Below are 17,769 nucleotides of genomic sequence, written 5' to 3' on the forward strand. Positions count from 1 at the left end.
CGAGGATCGGGGGCAGGCAGAACACCTAGACTCACCGGCATGAAGATCCTGAGCGTGGTGGGGGCCCGTCCGCAGTTCGTGAAGCTGGCACCGGTGGCGGCGGCGTGCCAAGAACGCGGTGTGGAGCACGTGATCGTGCACACCGGTCAGCACTACGACGCGGCGATGTCGGACGTGTTCTTCACCGAGCTGGGCATCCCCGCCCCGGACACTCACCTGGGCATCGGTTCCGGCTCGCACGCCGAACAGACCGGGAGGATGCTGATCGGCCTGGAGGGCGCTCTCGCCGAGGCCGACCCGGACTGGGTGCTGGTCTACGGCGACACCAACTCCACCCTGGCCGCCGCAATCGCCGCGGTGAAGCTGCAACTGCCGCTGGCGCACCTGGAGGCCGGTCTGCGCTCGTTCAACCGGCGGATGCCCGAGGAACACAACCGGGTACTCACCGATCACGCTGCCGACGTGCTGCTCGCGCCCACCCAGGTGGCCGCCGACCACCTGGCGAACGAGGGCCTGGCCGCGCGCACCCAGGTGGTCGGCGATGTGATGACCGACGTGCTGCACCAGGTGGCCACCACCGTCGGGGATCGGGTGCCGGCTGCGGTCACCGCCGCCGGCCTGACCCCCGGGGAGTACTCGATCGCCACCATCCACCGAGCCGAGAACACCGACGACCCCGCCCGGCTGGAGGCAGTCCTGGACGGCCTGGGTGCCGTGGACCACCCGGTGCTGCTGCTCGCCCACCCGCGGCTGCGGGCCACCGGAGCGAACCTGGAGCGCGGCAACATCCACGTGGCCGACCCGCTCGGCTACCCCGACCTGATCGCGGCAGCCGCCCAGGCACGCGGGGTGATCACCGACTCCGGCGGGCTGCAGAAGGAGGCGTTCGAGCTGCGCACCCCGTGCACCACTGTGCGCACCGAGACCGAGTGGGTGGAGACCGTGCAGCTGGGCTGGAACACCCTCGCCGAACCTGCCGACATCCCGGCCGCGGCCAGCCGTCCGGCCCCACCGGCCACCAAGGCCACGCCGTACGGCGACGGCCACGCCGCAAAGCGGGTGCTGAGCGTGCTCGCCGCCTCCTGATGCAGCCCAGCACCTGGCGGCAGGTCGACCGCGCCGAGCTGCTCCGGCTCAGTGGCGAGGACCCGTTCCTGCGCTGGGGGACCGATGACCGGGTGCTGGCGATCGCCGGGCCGGCTGGCTGGGCCTGGCTGCACCCGTGGCGCCCGGGCGGGCGGCACTGGGGTGGGGCCTTCGTAGGCCCAGATCACGACGGCGGAGCGCTGGCCGGGTCTGCGCTGTCCCGTCTCATCTCCCTCGCCCAGGCGCGCGGGGTCACCCCGGAGTGGTTCTCCACCACCGATAGCAGCCCGCTGCCGTTGCCCGCGGGTTGGGAGCAAGCGGGCGTCGGCGAGTGGCACTTCATGTGGGCCGAAGACGTCACCGAGCGGGCACCTACTGAGCTGACCTTCATCGAGCTCGACGACGCGGCCGACGCCGCCACGATCGACGCCTTTGGTCAGGCGCACAACGCCGCGTTCGAAGGTTTTCCCGGGATCGGCTACGCGCTGCTCTGGCTCGGCATCCGGGAGCGTGGTGAGCTGGTGGCGATCGGCGCCCTGCATGCCCTGGCCACCGGAGTGCCGCACCTGGCCGGGATCGTCACCCACACCGAACGGCGCGGCCAAGGCCTGGGCCGCGCGATGGTGACCGAGCTGACCAGACGAGCGATCGCCGTCGCCGGAGTGAGCACCCTCGGGGTGACGCGCACGAACACCGCCGCCGTCCGGCTGTATCAACGCCTCGGCTACCGGACCGCGCACACCTTCCGCACCGCGGACCTGACCCGCTGAGTCCTCAGCGTCAGACCACTCAGCGCTGGGCGCGCTCCGCGAGCGCGGCCACCGGCTCGGCCCAGCCGGCCACCTGCTCCTCGGCGCAGAGCACCCCAGCGGCCGCGTCGGCCGCCTGCTTGGCCGCCGTCACGCCGTCGGCAGTGAGCGCATCCACCGCTGCGGCGAATGCCTCCGCGGTGAAGTCCTCGGCCACAGTGCCGAGATGGTGCTCGGTGACCAGTGCGGCCATCTCCGGGCTGGGCCCGACCAGCAGCGCGAGCCGGGCCTGGACGAAGTCGAAGAACTTGTTCGGCAGCGCCCAGCGGAAGTTGAACGAGATCGGCGGCAGCGAGTACACGCCCACGTCGTAGCCGTTCAGCGTGGGCACCACCTGATCGGTGGGCACTGGGTCGTGGATCCGGATCGCCGGGTGATCGCGGTAGCGCTCGCGCAGCCCCGGCACGTACCCGTCGCCCTGGTCGATCAGGTACAGGTCCAACGTGGCGCCGGAGGTGATCAGGTCCATCGCCTCGAGCATCACCTCCAGCCGGGTGGCCACCCCGTTGCCGGCGTGCACCAGCCGCAGCGGGCTGGCCACCGGGGTGGGTCTCAGGTCGCTGCGATGGTGCGGGGCGTTCATCACCACCCCGGCCTCGAGGCCGAACTCGCGCCGATACTCCTCGGCGATTCCTCGGCCGACGGTGGTGACCGAGTCTGCGCGGGTGCCATAGCTGCGCACCAGCCAGCGGTAGTAGGGCGCCACGAACCAGCGCCAGCGGCGCAGCTCCTCGTTCTGCCGCGGGTGGTACTCGTGCAGATCGGCGTGCACTCCACCGCGCGGGGCCAGGTCCAGCGCGAGCGGGACGGTGTCGATATCGTCGGCGAGCACCACGTCGTAGCGCCCGGCCCTGCCGGTGAGCAGGTCGGTGGCGGCGCGGACCACCGGGGCGGTGCGGTACGCCGCCCGGTAGCGGCGCAGGATGAGCAGCCGCCGGTCCTTGTGCCAGCTGATCGCCGACTCGGGCAGCTGCAGGTGCTCGGACACCCCCTCCGGGGCGGGGCCGTAGCCGAGCGTGCTGACGGCGTAGCCCTCCTGCTGGAACAGCCGGATCTGGCGGAGCACCCGGGCGTCGGAGCGCAGCGGGCTGAAGGACAGGATCAGCAGGCTCGGCGCCTCAGCCACGGCGGCCTCGCAGCACCCGGGTGTAGAGGTCGATCAAGTCGGCGGCCTCGTGCTCCCAAGTAAGTTCGGCGGCGGCCGCACGGGCGGCATCCCGGTAGCCACTAGGGTCGGCGAGCACCTGCTCGATCGCCGCGGCGAGCTCTTCGGGTGTGTCGGCGTCGAACACCTCACCCACCCCGTACTGGCGCACGATCGCGGCCGTGTCCGGCAGGTCGGCGGCCACGATCGGCAGCCCGGCGTGGATGGACTCGAACAGCTTGTTCGGCAGCGAGTACAGGTAGGACAGGCAGATCGGGCGCACGTACACCACCGCTGCGTCGGCATCGGCGAGGGTCTGCGGGACCTGCGCCGAGGGCACGCTGCCGGCCAGGTGCACCCGCTCGGCCACCCCCGCCTCGCGGGCGCGGTGGAGCAGACCGGTGATGTAGGCCTGGTCGCCGTAGCCGAGCAGCACCAGGTGGACATCCGCTGGCAGGAGGGCGACGGCGTCCACCGTCTCCTCGAGTCCTCGTCCGGTGGTGATACCTCCGGTGTAGGAGACGATCTTGTCCGCCGGGCTCAGGCCGGTGAGCTGGCGTAGCCGGCCGTGGGTGGGGTCCGGGACGGTGCGCGCGGTGGGGATGTTCCGCACCAGAGTGGGGCGTTCCGGCAGCCGGTAGGTGCGCTGCAACCAGTCCGCGATCGACCCGGAGACAGTGATCACCCCGCCGGCACGGCGGATGCCGATGCGCTCGATGATCGCCTCGGCGGCCGGAGCAAGCCACCGGTCTTGGCGGATGTTTCTCCGCCGCCACAGCTCGTGCGAGTCGTAGACGACCCGGGCCCGGGTGCCCGCGCAGATCAGCAGAGCCGGGACCAGGGCGTTGGCATCGTTGGCGTGCACCACGTCCGGGGCGAGCCGGCGGCCCTCGCGCACAGCGCCGATCCACCAGTAGGTCAGCCGCGCGGTCTGGTAGAGCCGCATCCAGGCATCGGCGGCGAAGGCGGTAGCGCGGGTGGCCGGCGTGGGGTTGGGCGCCGGTGCTGCCGGTGCTGCCGGTGCTGCCGGTGCCAGGCTGGCGGCGGCGGGCGTGGGGCCACCAGCGGTCCGCTCCTCGCCAGCACCCCCGGCCGAGGTGACCTTCTCCTCCCCCGCCGACCCTCCGCCGTCGGCCATCGGCGACACCAGCGGCTTCCCGGTGACCAGATCCTTGCCACGCAACCGGCGCCAGGCCCGGGTGAGCCGGGGCAGCATCCGGGTGAGCAGCAGGTCTGGGGCGCGGTGCACCTCGGTCTCGCCGACGTACCCGATCCCGGCCGAGTGGCCGGCCAGGTCCCGGGCGGAGGCGACGATCCGGGCATCGGCGCCGGCGGCGCGCAGGGTGGCGGTGGTCTTCAGCACCCGAGAGTCGGTGCTCGCGTCGTTGTAGACCAGGGAGACCACCCGTGGGCCGCGGCCTCGGTGGGTGGGGAGCGGCGGGATGCTCATCGTGGGCCTCCCGCTATCGGCGAACCGGTGGCGGCTGGGCCGTCGGGGTCGGCGGCCTCCACGTCCGGGTCATCATCCGGATCATCGAGGTCGGCATCGGCGACCAGTCCGGCGAGCGCGGCCTGCTGGGCGAAGTCGGGTTCGGCGGCCACCACCTCGTCGAAGGAGCCGTGCGCCACCAGCTCGCCGTCGCGCATGAAGCAGACGATGTCGGAGTGCCGGATCGTGGCCAGCCGGTGCGCGACCACCACGATCGTCACCTCACCGGTGAGCTCGGCGATCGCCGTGGTGACGGCAGCCTCGGTGGAGGTGTCCAGCGCGGAGGTGGCCTCATCCATCACCAGCACCAGCGGGTCGGTGTACAGGGCGCGGGCGATGCCCAGCCGCTGACGCTGGCCGCCGGAGAGAGCCAGGCCGCGTTCCCCGATCCGGGCGTGGATGCCGCCGGGCCGGGCCTCGACCACATCGAGGAGCTGGGCGCGGGCCAACGCACGGCGCACCTGGTCCTCGTCGACATGCTCGGCATCCCAGCTCAGCGCCACGTTCTGGGCGATGGTGGAGTCGAACAGGGACACCTCCTGGGGCACGTACCCCACCCGGGAGCGCCAGTCCGCCAGTACCCGGCCCATCGGCACCTGGCCCACCAGGATCTGCCCGTCGGTAGGTTCGAGCAGGCCGAGGAGCAGGTCCACCAACGTGGACTTCCCGGACCCGGAGGCACCGACCAGGGCCAGCGACTGACCGAACGGGAGGTCGAAGGAGACCCGGTGCACCGCGTGGTCCTCACTGCCCGGATACGCGAACGTGACGCCTTGGACGTGCACGCTCCGAACGCCGTCGGGAATCGGCTCCGTGGCGATCTGGGCGGACTCGGCGGAGCGCTGCTCCCCCTTGCGGATCTCGTCCAGCACCTGCTGCGCGAACGGCATCGAAGCACCGGTCTGCGCCATGATCGACTGGAACCGGGTGAGCGAGGGCACGATCCGGAAGCCCGCGACGGCGAACAGCGCCACTGCGCTCAATGCACCCGCGGTCTCGTTCTGCAGGTAGCCGACCACGGCACCGAGTGCGAGGCCGCCGACCAACCCGGCCTCGAGCACATACCGCGGGATCACGCCGAGGAAGGACATGTTCGCGCGGGCGCGGGAGGAGAGCAGGCGTTCGGCGCGGACCACCTCGGCCACCTCGGGGCCCTTGTCCCGCAGGGTGATCTCTTTCAGCGAGTGCACCATCTCGCTGACCAGGCGCACGGAGCGGGTGGAGTGCTCCCGGTTGGTGCGTCCGGCGTGCACCGCTTTGCGCAGCACCCACAGGTACAGCACAGCGCCGATCAGTCCGAAGTAGACGATCGCGACGGCCGCGATCAGTGGTTCGGCCACGATCAGCACTGCGAGCACGGCCACGAAGGTGAAGACCTCCCCGGAGAGCATCGCCGAGGGGATCAGCACCCCGGTGACAGTGGTGGCGACGCCGACGTCGGTGGAGCGGACCAGATCGGTGGAGTTGCGGCCGAGGCGGTCGGTCCACGGGGAGCGGAAGAAGGCATCCAGCAGCTGCACGCCGAGCTCCTGCTCGAAGGTGGCGAACCGGCGGGTGGCCAGCCACTGCAGACCGATCGCCAGCACACTCTTGGCCACGATCAGCGCGCCGACACCGGCGAGCAGGTAGGGCACCTGGTCGGCGGCGATCTCGCCGATCACCGGCAGGTTCAGCGGTTGGCCGGAGAGCAGCGGGGACAGGGTGAGGGCGAGCAGGCCGAGGGCAGCCACGTCCAGGATCGCCAGGGCGCCGGAGGCGATCGCGAACGCGACGATGAACCGGCTGGAGCCGCCGGGCAGCACGCCGAGCAGGGCGCGCATCATCCGCCACAGCGCACCCATCTGCTCACCTCCGCTTTTTCTGGCCGCCGGCCCGGTGCTGGGCGCGGCCTCGGCTAAACCCTATGTCGAGGCAGGGTGGGCGCGGGCCCAGGCGCGCCCCGGGCCGGTGAGGGGCCGTGCTGACCCACCAGCCCGTCCCACCCCGCCCAAGCTACGCCGAACCTCCAGTCCGGCAGGGTGTTTCCGGCTCGTACCCACCACAGTTGAGGTCTCGACGCGTCAGTCGGCGCCGGCGGCCGCGTTCCAGCTCGACGGCGGGCCAGAATCCTGCTGGAACGGCCTGATCGTTCCTGCAAAACCGACATTGGCCGTCCTGCAAAACTGACATTGGCGCGGAGGAGATCATGCCCGACAGTGCTGCTCGGTATACCCCGGGGCATCGTGCCCCTTACCAGGACCACCACCAACCCGCTCGGCGAGAAGCTGTGGGCGATGCCGATCGCGGCGTTGTGGCAATAGACCACCGGAGGGGTCTGTGGGTCAGCCGGTACGCGCCGCGGCCGTGATCGCCGCTGCGCTGCGGTGCCCGACCGCGGCCAGTGACCGGTGCTCGGCCACCCAGGCGGCGAGCCGGTCCCGGTCATCGTCGGTCGGCCTGGTGCGCAGCGCGGCGATCATCGCTTCGGCCACCTCGCCGGCGTCGTAGCCAGTGGCCCGGCCGAGGGACTTCTCCGCAATCAGGTCGGCGGCCGGCCCTACCCCGGCGAAGGTCACCGGCGTGCCGCAGGCCAGAGCGGCGAACATCTTGGTCGGCATCGCGAAGTCGTAGCCGATGCCGGGCTTCAAGCTGACAACGGCGGCGCGGGCGGCGCGCTGCCAGATCGCAGACGTGGCGGCGTCCACCGGGTCGTGCAGCTCGATCGCACCGGTAGGCAAGTCCGCCGCGAGCGCGCGCAGCGCCGGCCAGGAACTGCCCTGCCCGAGGTAGACCAGCTTCGCGTCCGGGAGCTCCGCCAGCACGCGGGCCATCGCTCGGGCGAAGATCTCCGCGCCCTGCCACTCCGAGGCAGTGCCGGCGTAGAGCAGGAACGGGACGGCAGGGATCCCGGCTGCACGATCGTCTGAGTACCCGATGGACATCGGAGTACCGAACCTTCGGCCCTCAGATGCGGTTTCGGTACTCAGACGATCGTCTGCCGGTGCCGGGTGAGGTGAGTCCGGTGCCGGGTGAGGTGAGTCCGGTGCCGGGTGAGGTGAGTCCGGTGTCGCGGGCGCGCCGCGGTGAAAGATCCCGGTGTCCACCCCGTTGCCCACAGTGACCACCTCGCCGGCGCCGAGCTCACGGACCCGGTCGGTCACGCCGTCGTTCACGCTCAGTACCGCCGCCGCACCGCGCAGCGCGAACCGCTCCATCGCCCGCACCACGCGCACCACCACTGCCGGCGCGCCGGTGGAGGCGGAGGCATCGGACCACACGTCGGCGGCGTAGTACACGTACGGGATCCGGCGCAGCGCGCAGACCGCCCGCACCACGGCCCCGGTGGTCGGCGGCGGTTCGACCACCACCACGTCCGGGCGCCGGGTGCGCAGCAGCCGCCAGGCCAGCGGCACGTCGAAGCTCAGGTAGGGCAGATACCCACGCACGTACCCGGAACCGTCCCGCAGCACCGGGGCACGCCGCACCCGCGCGGGCAACCCGGGCGAAGGTGCGCCGTCTCCCCGCTCGACCCCTGGGCCAGGTGCCGTGGTGAGCACATCCACCCGTGCGCCGTCGTCGGCAAGCGCCCGCACCAACGCGGCCAGCCGGAACGAGGCGGCAGAGGGCTCAGGCAGGAAGATCCGGGAGACCAGCGTGACCCGCACGCCGCGGCCCGCCCGCGCAGCGCTCCCGCGGGAGCGTCCGGCCCGGCCATTCGGCACCCGCCCGGCCCGGTCATCCGGCACCCGCCCGGCCCAGTCCCTGCTGCCGCGGAAGCGCCCGATGCTCATCCCAGCGAGACGCTCTGCCCGGTGGCGGCCGATTCCAGCACAGCCTCAGCCACCCGCACCGTGTTCAGGCCCTGCGCCATCGTGACGATGTCGGTGTCCTTGCCCAGGATCGCGTCCCGGAAGTTCTCGTGCTCGGTGCGCAGCGGCTCCGGCTTGTCGATCGCGAACCGGATCATGTCCCCCTCGGACACACCACGGAACTGAGCGACGTCGTCCCAGCGGGTGACGATCTCGCCGTTCGCGTGGAAGGTCAGGTCGGCGAGCAGCGTGTCGGCCACGAACGCCCCCTTCTCCCCGGTCACCACGGTCACCCGCTCCTTCATCGGGGAGAGCCAGTTCACCAGGTGGTTGGTCACCACCGGGCCGGTGAGGAACCCGGTGATCGCCACCAGGTCCTCGTGCTCGCGGCCGGACTTGTACGCGGTGCGGGCGGCCACCGAGGTGAACTCGCGCTGGGCCACCCAGGCGGTCAGGTCGATGTCGTGGGTGGCCAGGTCCTTGACCACGCCGACGTCGGCGATCCGGGACGGGAACGGGCCCTGGCGGCGGGTGGCGATCTGGTACACCTCGCCCAGCTCACCGGCCTCTAATCGCGTGCGCAGGGACTGCAGCGCCGGGTTGTACCGCTCGATGTGCCCGACCGCGCCGACCAGCCCGGCCGCCTCGAACGCGTCCGCGAGGCGCTGCGCACCGGCGGTGTCGGAGGCGAGCGGCTTCTCGATCAACGCATGCACCCCCGCTTCGGCCAACGCCAGCCCGGTCTCGGTGTGGAACCGGGTGGGGGCGGCGACCATCGCATAGTCGATCCCCGCACCGATCAGGGCCTGCACATCCGGGAGCACCTCCAGCGGGCCGGCCACCCCGTGCGGGTCCCCGGCCGGGTCGGCCACGGCCACCAGATCCACACCCTCGAGCTGGCGCAGCACCCGGGCGTGGTGCCGGCCCATCATGCCCAGGCCGATCAGACCCGCTCTCAGGTTCGCCATCTCACGCTCCTGCCTTGGCCACCGTGTTGACGGCGGTGGTGATCGTTTCCAGGTCGGCCTCACTCAGGCTGGGGTGGACCGGGAGGGAGAGCACCTCGGCCGCGGCCTGCTCGGTGACCGGTAGCTCGCCGGCCGGCGCGTACCGGGTCAGGGACTCCAGCCGGTGGTTCGGGATTGGGTAGTACACCCCGCAGCCGACGCCGCGGGCGCGCAGTGCCTCCGCGAACGCGTCCCGCTCCGCGTGGGAGGCGCCGGTGAGGCGGATCGTGTACTGGTGGTAGACGTGCGTGGCGCCCTCCCGGACGGTGGGGGTGGCCACGCCTTCGAGGTGAGTGTCGAGGAAGGCCGCGTTCGCCTGCCGGGTGCGGGTCCAGCCGGGCAGCTTGCCGAGCTGGACCCGGCCGATAGCGGCGTGGATGTCGGTCATCCGGGCGTTGAAGCCGACGATCTCGTTCGCGTACTGGCGCTCCATCCCCTGGTTGCGCAGCAGCCGCAGCCGCCGCGCGATCTCGTCCGATTCGGCGGCGACCATGCCGCCCTCACCGGAGGTCATGTTCTTGGTGGGGTATAGGGAGAACATCGCGAAGGTGCCGAAGGCCCCGACCGGGGTGGCTTGCCAGGTGGCGCCGTGCGCCTGGGCGGCGTCCTCGAATATCTGCAGGCCCCGTTCGGCCGCGAGCGCGGTCAGTGCGTCCATATCTGCCGGGTGCCCGTACAGGTGCACGGGCATGATCGCGCGGGTGTTGGCCGTGATCGCTGCTTCGACGCTGGCCGGGGCCAGGCAGAAAGTGTCCGGCTCGATGTCGGCGAACACCGGGGTAGCGCCGGTCAGGGCCACCGAGTTGGCGGTGGCGGCGAAGGTGAACGAGGGCACGATCACCTCGTCCCCCGGTCCGATCCCGGCAGCGAGCAGACCCAGGTGCAGCCCGGAGGTGCCCGAGTTCACCGCCACGCAGGTCCGCCCGGCGGTGAGTGCGGTGGCGAACTCCTCCTCGAAGGCCGCAACCTGTGGGCCCTGAGCGATCATGCCGCTGGCGAGCACGGCGTCGACAGCGGCTCGTTCCTCTGCCCCGACGATCGGCTTGGCCGCAGGGATCATCGCCTGGTTCACCTGGTCTCCTCGTTGTTCTCGACGGCGCTGGTGTGCTCGACGGCGGTCAGTACCCCGTCATTCTCCCGGTACCGGGCATGGGTGGCCGGGCAGGCCCACTCCCCCGGGCCGTCTTCGGTCAGCGGCACCCCGGCCTTGCCCACCCAGGCGATCCGGCGGGCCGGCACCCCGGCCACCAAGGCGAAATCGGGCACATCCTTGGTGACCACGGCCCCGGCGGCCACTGTGGCCCAGGCACCGATGGTCACCGGGGCCACGCACACGGCGCGGGCGCCGACGCTGGCGCCGGTGCGCAGGGTGACCCCGACCGGTTCCCAGTCGGTGCCGGACTTGCGGGTGCCGTCCGGGTTGATCGCGCGGGGGTAGACGTCATTGGTGAGCACTGCGGCCGGGCCGATGAACACGCCGTCCTCGAGGTGGGCGGGCTCATAGACCAGTGCGTAGTTCTGCACCTTGCAGTTGTTGCCCAGCTGCACCCCGGAGCCGATGTAGGCCCCGCGGCCGATGATGCAGCCCTCGCCGAGCACAGCACTCTCCCGCACCTGAGCGAGCTGCCAGATACTGGTGCCGTCGCCGATCCGGGCAGTGGGATCCACCTCGGCGGAATCGACGATCATGGGCTTCCTTCTCGGCTGCGGCAGGGTGCCTCGGCAGTCTCCCATACCGGATACCGGGCAGCGGCGGATCTGCTCCGGACCTGCACGCGCGTCTGAGGCACCGCTGCTGCACTGAGGTAGGAAAATTGCACCTCCGTGCACCAATCGAACCTCAGCGCGTCGGTGCGCGGGGTGCGCGGGGCGGGGAGCGGGGCGCGGGGAGTGGCGGGCCTGACACACGATCGCCGCCGGTGCTGGAAGAATGCTCCCCATGCCGACCATCGACGACACCTGGATCGTGGTGCCGTTGTACAACGAGGCCGCCGTGATCGCCGGCGTGGTCCGGGACCTGCACGCCACCTTCGCCCACGTGGTCTGCATCGACGACGGCTCCACCGACGCTTCGATTCCTGCCGCCGAGGGCGCCGGCGCGCTGGTGATCCGGCACGCCACCAATTTGGGCCAAGGCGCGGCCCTGCAGACCGGCATCGACTTCGTGCTCGAGCAGACCGAGGCCCGCTACCTGGTCACCTTCGATGCCGATGGCCAGCACCAGGTCTCGGACGCCGCGGCGATGGTCACCCGCGCCCGCGAGGAAGGCCTGGCGATCGTGTTCGGCTCTCGGTTCCTGGACGAGCGCACCAAGGCCGGCTGGGCGAAGCGGATCGTGCTGAAGACCGCCGTGTGGGCCACCAACCAGACCACCGGCCTGAAACTCACCGACGCCCACAACGGGCTGCGGGTGATCCGCCGGGACGCCGCCGCCGGGGTGATGCTGAAGCAGAACCGGATGGCCCATGCCTCCGAGATCGTGCTGCAGCTCGGACGCACCCGCCTACCGTGGGCAGAGCATCCGGTGCACGTGCTCTACACCGACTACTCCAAGAGCAAGGGCCAGTCGCTGCTGAACGCGGTGAACATCCTGGTGGACCTGGTGTTCCGATGAGGCGGAGGGTGCGATGAACGAGGAGAAGATCTGGATCCAGCTCCTGCTGCTGCTCGGCGTCGCCGTGGTGACAGTCCTGCTGACCCGGTCCACCGCCGACGCCCGGCACCAGGCAGTGCGCCGGGTCCTGCTGGCGCTGTTCGCGCTCGCCACCGCGGCAGCGATCCTGTTCCCCACCCTCCTCGGCCGCGCCGCTGGCCTGGTCGGGGTAGGTCGCGGCGCCGACCTGGTGCTGTACCTGCTGGTGATCGCGTTCCTGTCCTTCATCGCCACCACCTACCGGCGGATGAAGGCCACAGACCGCCAGATCACCGAGCTCACCCGCGAGCTGTCCCTCACCGAAGCCCGGCTGGAACAGGCCGGGCTGCCCACTGCGCACCAGGCCGGCGACGGCGGAACCCACCCTGGTCACGGCCACGCCCCTGCCGCTCCGCCTCAGCAGGCGCAGCCCCGGCCCGACGCAGCAGCGCAGCCGGACACTCCTCCTGACACCGAGCCCGACACGCCGTGACCAGCACGAGCATCCTCGGCGCCGGCTGGGCGTTCGTGGTGGGTGGAGTCCTGCTGTTCGCCCCCGGCATGCTGGCCCTGCGGCTGGTCCGGCTGCGCGGACTGACCCTGCTCGCGCTGGCACCGGTGATCAGCATCGCCGCCTACGGCCTCGCCGCGATCGGCGCACAGGCCTTCGGGGTGCGCTGGGGTCTGGCGCCGGCGCTGGTGGGTGCCTTCGGGGCGGTCGCGGTCGGTTTCGCCATGCGCGCGCTGGAGGCCCTTATCCGGGTGACCCCACGCAGTGGTGAGCCGCGCCTGCTCCTGGCGCTCGCCGTGGTGATGGGGAGCGTGCTGGCCACGGCGGACATGTGGACCGGTGCGGTCAGTCCGGACGCGATCCTGCAGCGCTGGGACGCGATATTCCACCTGAGCGCACTACAGCTGGTGGAACAGAGTGGGTCCGCTTCCTCTCTCACGCTCGGGGCGCTGTCCTACGGCACCGGGCAGGACGCCATCTATCCGGCGGCGTGGCACGCGTTCACCGCACTGCTGCCCGGGGAGAGCCCGCCGGCGGCGCTGATCGTCTCCTCCTCGCTCTTCGCCGGGCCAGTCTGGGTCCTCGGCACTGCTGCGCTCGCTCGCGAGCTGTTCCCGGGCAGCCGCTGGGTACCGATGGCGACGGCGCTGCTCGCCGGGATCGTCACGGCCACCCCGGCCTCGCTGTGGGTGGGCTGGGGACATCTGCCGAACGCCGCAGCGTTCGCGATGGTCCCCGGGGTGGCGGCGTTCCTGCTCCGGATGCTGGTCCGCCAGCGGCCGACGACTGCCGGAGCCCGGGCCGGGGTGCTGGTGGTGCTGCTGGCCGCAGGCGCCGGACTCGGCCTGACCCACCCGAACGCCTTCCTGGCGCTGGTGCTGCTCACCGCACCCGCACTCGCCTGGGTGGTGGCCGATTTCGCGCAGCGGTGGTGGCGGGCCGGACGGCGGACGCGCGCCGTCGTCCTGCCCACGGTGCTCGCCCTGGCGATGGTCGCCGGTGCGGTGGTGTTCCTGGCCAGCCCGCTCTCCGCGGCGGTCACCGGGTACGAGGGCAGCCCGGTCAACCCGCCGCTGGTCGCGCTCGCCGAGACGCTCACCGGCTGGTACGACCTGTGGGGAATGCCGGCGTCGGCGATCGTGCTGGTGGTGGCGCCCTGGGGGGCTTGGCTCGCCCACCGCCGCGGTGGAACCTGGGTGCTGGCCACCCTGGCGGCGGTCTGGCTCGCCTATCTGGACGCCGCGCTCGGCAGTCCGGTCGGGCTGTCCGGGCTCTGGTACTCCAGTGCGGCGCGGCTGTCCGTGGTGGCGACGATGGTGACCCTTCCGCTGGGCGTGATCGGCTGGTCGGACCTACTGCGCCGACTCGGCGCGTGGGCTCACAGAACGGCACCCAGCCGCGCGCGCGGTCTGCTCCGGCAGGCGGTGCTGCTCTGGGGCACCGCCCTGCTGGTGTGCGTGCTGGCCGTGATCAGCTCGGTCTACACCGCCGGCCGCGCAGAGAAAGTGTTCGACGCCGACCGCACCGACCAGCCGCGGTTCGCTGCCACCGCCGAGCTGGAGATGATCACCTCGGTGCACCTGGACCCCGACAGTGCCGTGCTCGGCAGCCCGTTCGCCGGTACGCCGCTGCTGTACTCGCTGCGCGGGCAGCCGGTGGTGTTCCCGGTCGCGGGGCAGGTCTGGTCCCCGGAGCAGACCGCACTGATGGACAACCTCGACGATCTGGTTGGACCTGAGGCCTGCGCCGCCCGGGCGGCGCTGAACGTTCAGTACCTGTACCAGGACACTGCCCCGTACCAGGTGGACCATCGGTTCGAGGAGCTCGACCAGATCCAGGTGCCCGGTGCCCGAGTGGTCGCCGAAGCCGGAACCGCGCGGATCCTCGAGCTGCCCGCCTGCTGAGGCGGCCCCGAGTTCCAGGAGAGAACTCACCGAACAAACCCATTGACAGATCCGCACATGTGCGGACAATCGAACAGATCGCCTGCTCGTTCCGACGATGAGCAGCGCCGAGGATCGTGCGCAGGGGGCCGCAGACACAAGCGGCAGGGGGCCTGTGGCCACGAGCCGTGCAGGGGGCCACCATCACAACGTGCATGGGCACTGGAGCAATCGCTATGGGTCAACCCACCATCACCGTCTTCGGACGATTCGAGATCACCGCCGACCCCAAGCCACTGAGCCTTGCCGGCGGACTGCAACGGATGCTGCTGGCACTGCTCGCCGGCAGCCAAGGTCGCTGGGTGCCAGGATCTCTCCTCGCGGAGGGCCTCTGGCCAGGAGCACCGCCCGGGGCCGCGATGTCTCGACTGCACGTGCACGTGCACCGGCTGCGCACCCGGCTCGGCCCGGGAGTGGTGGAAGCCGGTCCGGACGGCTACCGGCTGCAGCTCGCGGCCGACAGTGTGGACGCCTGGCGGTTCGACCGTGCGGCCGGCGGCACCCTCGCCGCGCACTCCGACGGCGGTGACGAACTGGCGCTGCTGGAGCGGCTGGACGAGGCCGCGGCCTGCTGGCGCGGAGAACCCTACCCCGGTGTGGACCACCCCCTCGTCGACGCTGAACGGCACCGGCTCACCGAGCTGTACCTGCTCGTGGAGGAGACTCGCGCGCAGCATCGTCTTGACCGGGGTGAGCACCGCGAGCTGCTCGAGCACCTGATCCCGGCTGCGTGTGCCCATCCCACCCGAGAACGCCTGCACACCCTCTGGATGACCGCGCTGTACCGCTGCGGCGACCATGCTCAGGCACTCGAGGTGTACGCGAACGGACGCGAGATACTCGCGGCCGAGCTCGGCCTGAGCCCGGGACCGGCGCTGGAGGCCGTCCACGCACTGGTCGTCGACGCCTTCGAGGGAACCGATGCGGTGCCGAACGCCTCCGGGGCGAGGCAGCCGGCACTGCCACGAGTCGACCGGACGCCGTGCTCGGACGCGGTCAGCCTCCCGGCCGGACACGAGCAACTGCTGCGGGAGGAGCTGGCCACCACCGAGTGCCCCGATCAGCGGGCCCTGTTGCGCCGTCAGCTCGGGATGCTGCTCGGTAGCACCGGGCGGGTCCAGGAGTCCCTGGAGCTGCTGTTCCAGGCGGAGGCCCGCTATCGGCTGCACGGCCCGATCCGCGCTCACCGCTCGGTGCTGCAGCAGCTGGCGATGGAGATGAGCAAGGTCGGCGACCTGCGCCGCGCCATCCGGCTCCTGGACGAGGCCCAGCAGACCTATCCGGGCGGTCGTGCCTCGGACCGGCTGCGGATCGTGCGCGCGATCGTGCTGACGCATATGAAGGACGCGGCCGGTGCGGAGACGGCGCTCGCCGGGGTCAGTGCACCGGGCCCGAACGACGACCCGATCCTGGCCAGCATGTGGTGGCGGGCTCGGAGCATCGTGGCCCGGTTGCGGGGTCGACACGAGGACGCGATCGCCTCGGGGCGGGTGGCGCTGCGTCTTGCGCAGCAGGTGAACGCCGCAGCGCTCGAAGGGGTGGTGATGGTCGACCTGGCGTGCGCGCTGCGCGACGCCGGCCTGCCGGAGGCGCACCGGTGGTACCGGGCCGCGGTCCGGCTCGGTCACGAGCACGACCGGGCGCCGCTGATCGCCCTGGCCGAGGCTGCGACCGCGAAGGCCGTCCTGCTCGCTGGCGACCCGGCAGGAGCCACAGTGCATGCTCGCGAGGCGCTCCGGCACGCCCGTCAGGCCGGGGCCTGGGGACTGGCCGGGCGCGCCAGCGCAAGGCTCGCCGAGGCTGCCGAGGACCTCGGCGAGACGATGCGCGCGGGCTGGTACCGGCAGGAGAGCCTGTCTCAGTACCGGCGGGTGGACTACCCGCTCACCGAACAGGAGCAGCGGCGAATCGCCGCCGGCCCCACATCCGGCCCCACATCCGGCCCCACATCCGGACGCACTGTGGCGGCGGCCGGGGCTTGAGTCTCCACATAATCTCCCCGGGATGCTCGCCAGGTAGCCGCCCGATTGCGCACTTTCCGACCTACGATCGTTTCGATGGCTACCTCTGACACTCGCGCTGCCCCACGTGGCCCGCGGCACTCCACCGGCCGGGCGAACCACCCGTTGCTGCGCGGCCTGCTGGTCGCGCTGGTGGGTGTCGTCGCGTTCACCGGTACCGGAGCCGCGTTCGCCTACCAGTCGCTGCAGGGCGGGATCGACCGGCATGACGTCAACGACATCCTCGGCTCGGACCGGCCCGAACGCGAGCAGGAGAACCCGGACGACCCGAACGCCGGGAACGAGTACAACATCCTCGTGATGGGCTCGGACTCTCGTGAGGGCGATGACAACCAGGCGATCGGCGGCGGCGACGTCCAGGGCATGCGCTCGGACACGACCCTGCTGGTGCACGTGGCCGCCGACCGGTCCCGGGTGGACGTGGTCTCCATCCCGCGCGACCTGGTGGTGGACATCCCCAACTGCCCGCTGCCGAACGGCAGCGAGACCGAAGCACGGCTCGAGGGTCAGGGCTGGAGCGACGACAACCGGATGTGGAACACGGCGTTCGCGCTCGGTGCGGAGAGCGGCGACCTCGGCTACGCCGCCGGGTGCACGATCCGCACCTTCGAGAACATGACCGACATCTACGTCGACGATTTCGTGATCGTGGACATGTCCGGGATGGAGCGAATGGTCGACGCCATCGGCGGCGTGGAGATGTGCTTCGAGGAGGACCTCTACTCCCCCCAAGCGAAGCTGGACATCGAGGCCGGCTGCCAGACCCTCGACGGTGAGACCGCCGTGGCGTTCGCCCGCGCCCGGAAGGGTCCGGGGTTGGGCGATGGCTCCGACATCGGCCGGATCGGCCGGCAGCAAGAGCTGCTCACCAACATGGTCGAGCAGGTGCTCGACCGGAACATCCTCACCCAGTCCGGTGAGCTCTACCGGTTCCTCCAGGCCGCTACGTCGTCGCTGACCACCGGAGACGAGATCGGCGACCTCACCGCGATGGCCGGGCTGGCGTACTCCCTGCGGGAGATCGACATGGAGAACGTCAACTTCGCGACCGTCCCGTTCGACTGGGCCGGGAACCGGGTGCGCCCGAACTACCTGTCCGATGAGCTGTGGGACTCGATCCGGTCCGATGATCCGATGGCGCTACCGGACGATCCGGAGGCCGAGGAGGAGTCCGAGAACGCCGACGGGGCCGAGGACGGTACTGGGCCAGAGGACGCCGACGGCACCGGTACTGAGGATGCCAACACCGACACGGGCGAGGCCGGCACAGAGGGCTAAGACTGGCCACACTGCGTGGCGGTACCCGGCTGGGCGCACCGGCGGCTCTACTCTGTGGCGC

Annotated in this window: 14 protein-coding genes; 7 read left to right on the forward strand and 7 right to left on the reverse strand. The window is 71.3% G+C overall.

Going from position 1 to position 17,769, the window contains the following annotated elements; all coding sequences use genetic code 11:
- The first annotated feature begins 39 nt into the window (after positions 1-39).
- The gene (wecB, locus tag FU260_RS16335; RefSeq protein WP_147918021.1) at positions 40-1,086 is read left to right on the forward strand and encodes a non-hydrolyzing UDP-N-acetylglucosamine 2-epimerase; all 1,047 of its coding nucleotides are present in this window, start codon (positions 40-42) and stop codon (positions 1,084-1,086) included.
- On the forward strand, positions 1,086-1,856 hold the full coding sequence (locus FU260_RS16340) for a GNAT family N-acetyltransferase (RefSeq protein WP_147918022.1): 771 nt from the start codon (positions 1,086-1,088) through the stop codon (positions 1,854-1,856). Before wecB ends, FU260_RS16340 begins: the two co-directional genes overlap by 1 nt.
- Positions 1,857-1,875: 19 nt before the next feature.
- On the opposite strand, the gene FU260_RS16345 is transcribed toward FU260_RS16340, so the two are convergent.
- From FU260_RS16345 to FU260_RS16375, 7 genes are all read right to left on the reverse strand, one after another.
- The gene (locus FU260_RS16345) at positions 1,876-3,021 is read right to left on the reverse strand and encodes a glycosyltransferase family 4 protein (RefSeq protein ID WP_147918023.1); all 1,146 of its coding nucleotides are present in this window, start codon (positions 3,019-3,021) and stop codon (positions 1,876-1,878) included.
- Positions 3,014-4,489 carry a glycosyltransferase gene (locus tag FU260_RS16350; RefSeq protein ID WP_147918024.1) on the reverse strand — a complete coding sequence of 492 codons (1,476 nt, stop codon included), beginning with the start codon at positions 4,487-4,489 and terminating at the stop codon, positions 3,014-3,016. Before FU260_RS16350 ends, FU260_RS16345 begins: the two co-directional genes overlap by 8 nt.
- On the reverse strand, positions 4,486-6,369 hold the full coding sequence (locus tag FU260_RS16355) for an ABC transporter ATP-binding protein (protein WP_147918025.1): 1,884 nt from the start codon (positions 6,367-6,369) through the stop codon (positions 4,486-4,488). Before FU260_RS16355 ends, FU260_RS16350 begins: the two co-directional genes overlap by 4 nt.
- A gap of 480 nt (positions 6,370-6,849) precedes the next feature.
- Positions 6,850-8,298 (reverse strand): glycosyltransferase, encoded by a 1,449-nt coding sequence (locus FU260_RS16360; protein ID WP_147918026.1) that lies wholly within the window; start codon positions 8,296-8,298, stop codon positions 6,850-6,852.
- Positions 8,295-9,284: a Gfo/Idh/MocA family protein gene (locus FU260_RS16365; protein WP_147918027.1), complete on the reverse strand. Its 990-nt coding sequence runs from the start codon at positions 9,282-9,284 to the stop codon at positions 8,295-8,297. The genes FU260_RS16360 and FU260_RS16365 overlap by 4 nt, the downstream gene beginning before the upstream one ends.
- A gap of 1 nt (position 9,285) precedes the next feature.
- Entirely contained in the window at positions 9,286-10,395 is a 1,110-nt protein-coding gene (locus FU260_RS16370) for a DegT/DnrJ/EryC1/StrS family aminotransferase (RefSeq protein WP_168211814.1), read from the reverse strand.
- Positions 10,392-11,012: an acyltransferase gene (locus FU260_RS16375; RefSeq protein WP_147918028.1), complete on the reverse strand. Its 621-nt coding sequence runs from the start codon at positions 11,010-11,012 to the stop codon at positions 10,392-10,394. The genes FU260_RS16370 and FU260_RS16375 overlap by 4 nt, the downstream gene beginning before the upstream one ends.
- Before the next feature lie 250 nt (positions 11,013-11,262).
- Between FU260_RS16375 and FU260_RS16380 the strand changes: the two genes are divergently transcribed.
- The 5 genes from FU260_RS16380 to FU260_RS16400 all read left to right on the forward strand — a co-directional run bounded on the left by FU260_RS16380 (position 11,263) and on the right by FU260_RS16400 (position 17,708).
- Positions 11,263-11,937 (forward strand): glycosyltransferase family 2 protein, encoded by a 675-nt coding sequence (locus FU260_RS16380; RefSeq protein WP_235912306.1) that lies wholly within the window; start codon positions 11,263-11,265, stop codon positions 11,935-11,937.
- A 13-nt stretch (positions 11,938-11,950) separates the two neighbouring features.
- The gene (locus FU260_RS16385; protein ID WP_168211815.1) at positions 11,951-12,448 is read left to right on the forward strand and encodes a DUF2304 domain-containing protein; all 498 of its coding nucleotides are present in this window, start codon (positions 11,951-11,953) and stop codon (positions 12,446-12,448) included.
- Entirely contained in the window at positions 12,445-14,370 is a 1,926-nt protein-coding gene (locus FU260_RS16390; RefSeq protein ID WP_147918030.1) for a DUF6541 family protein, read from the forward strand. The genes FU260_RS16385 and FU260_RS16390 overlap by 4 nt, the downstream gene beginning before the upstream one ends.
- 215 nt (positions 14,371-14,585) lie before the next feature.
- Entirely contained in the window at positions 14,586-16,391 is a 1,806-nt protein-coding gene (locus FU260_RS16395) for an AfsR/SARP family transcriptional regulator (protein ID WP_168211816.1), read from the forward strand.
- Positions 16,392-16,466: 75 nt separating this feature from the next.
- Positions 16,467-17,708, forward strand: coding sequence for an LCP family protein (locus FU260_RS16400; protein ID WP_147918032.1), 1,242 nt, complete (start codon positions 16,467-16,469; stop codon positions 17,706-17,708).
- The last annotated feature ends 61 nt before the right edge of the window (positions 17,709-17,769 follow it).

The organism is Ruania zhangjianzhongii (assembly GCF_008000995.1).
Classification (GTDB): Bacteria; Actinomycetota; Actinomycetes; order Actinomycetales; family Beutenbergiaceae; genus Ruania; species Ruania zhangjianzhongii.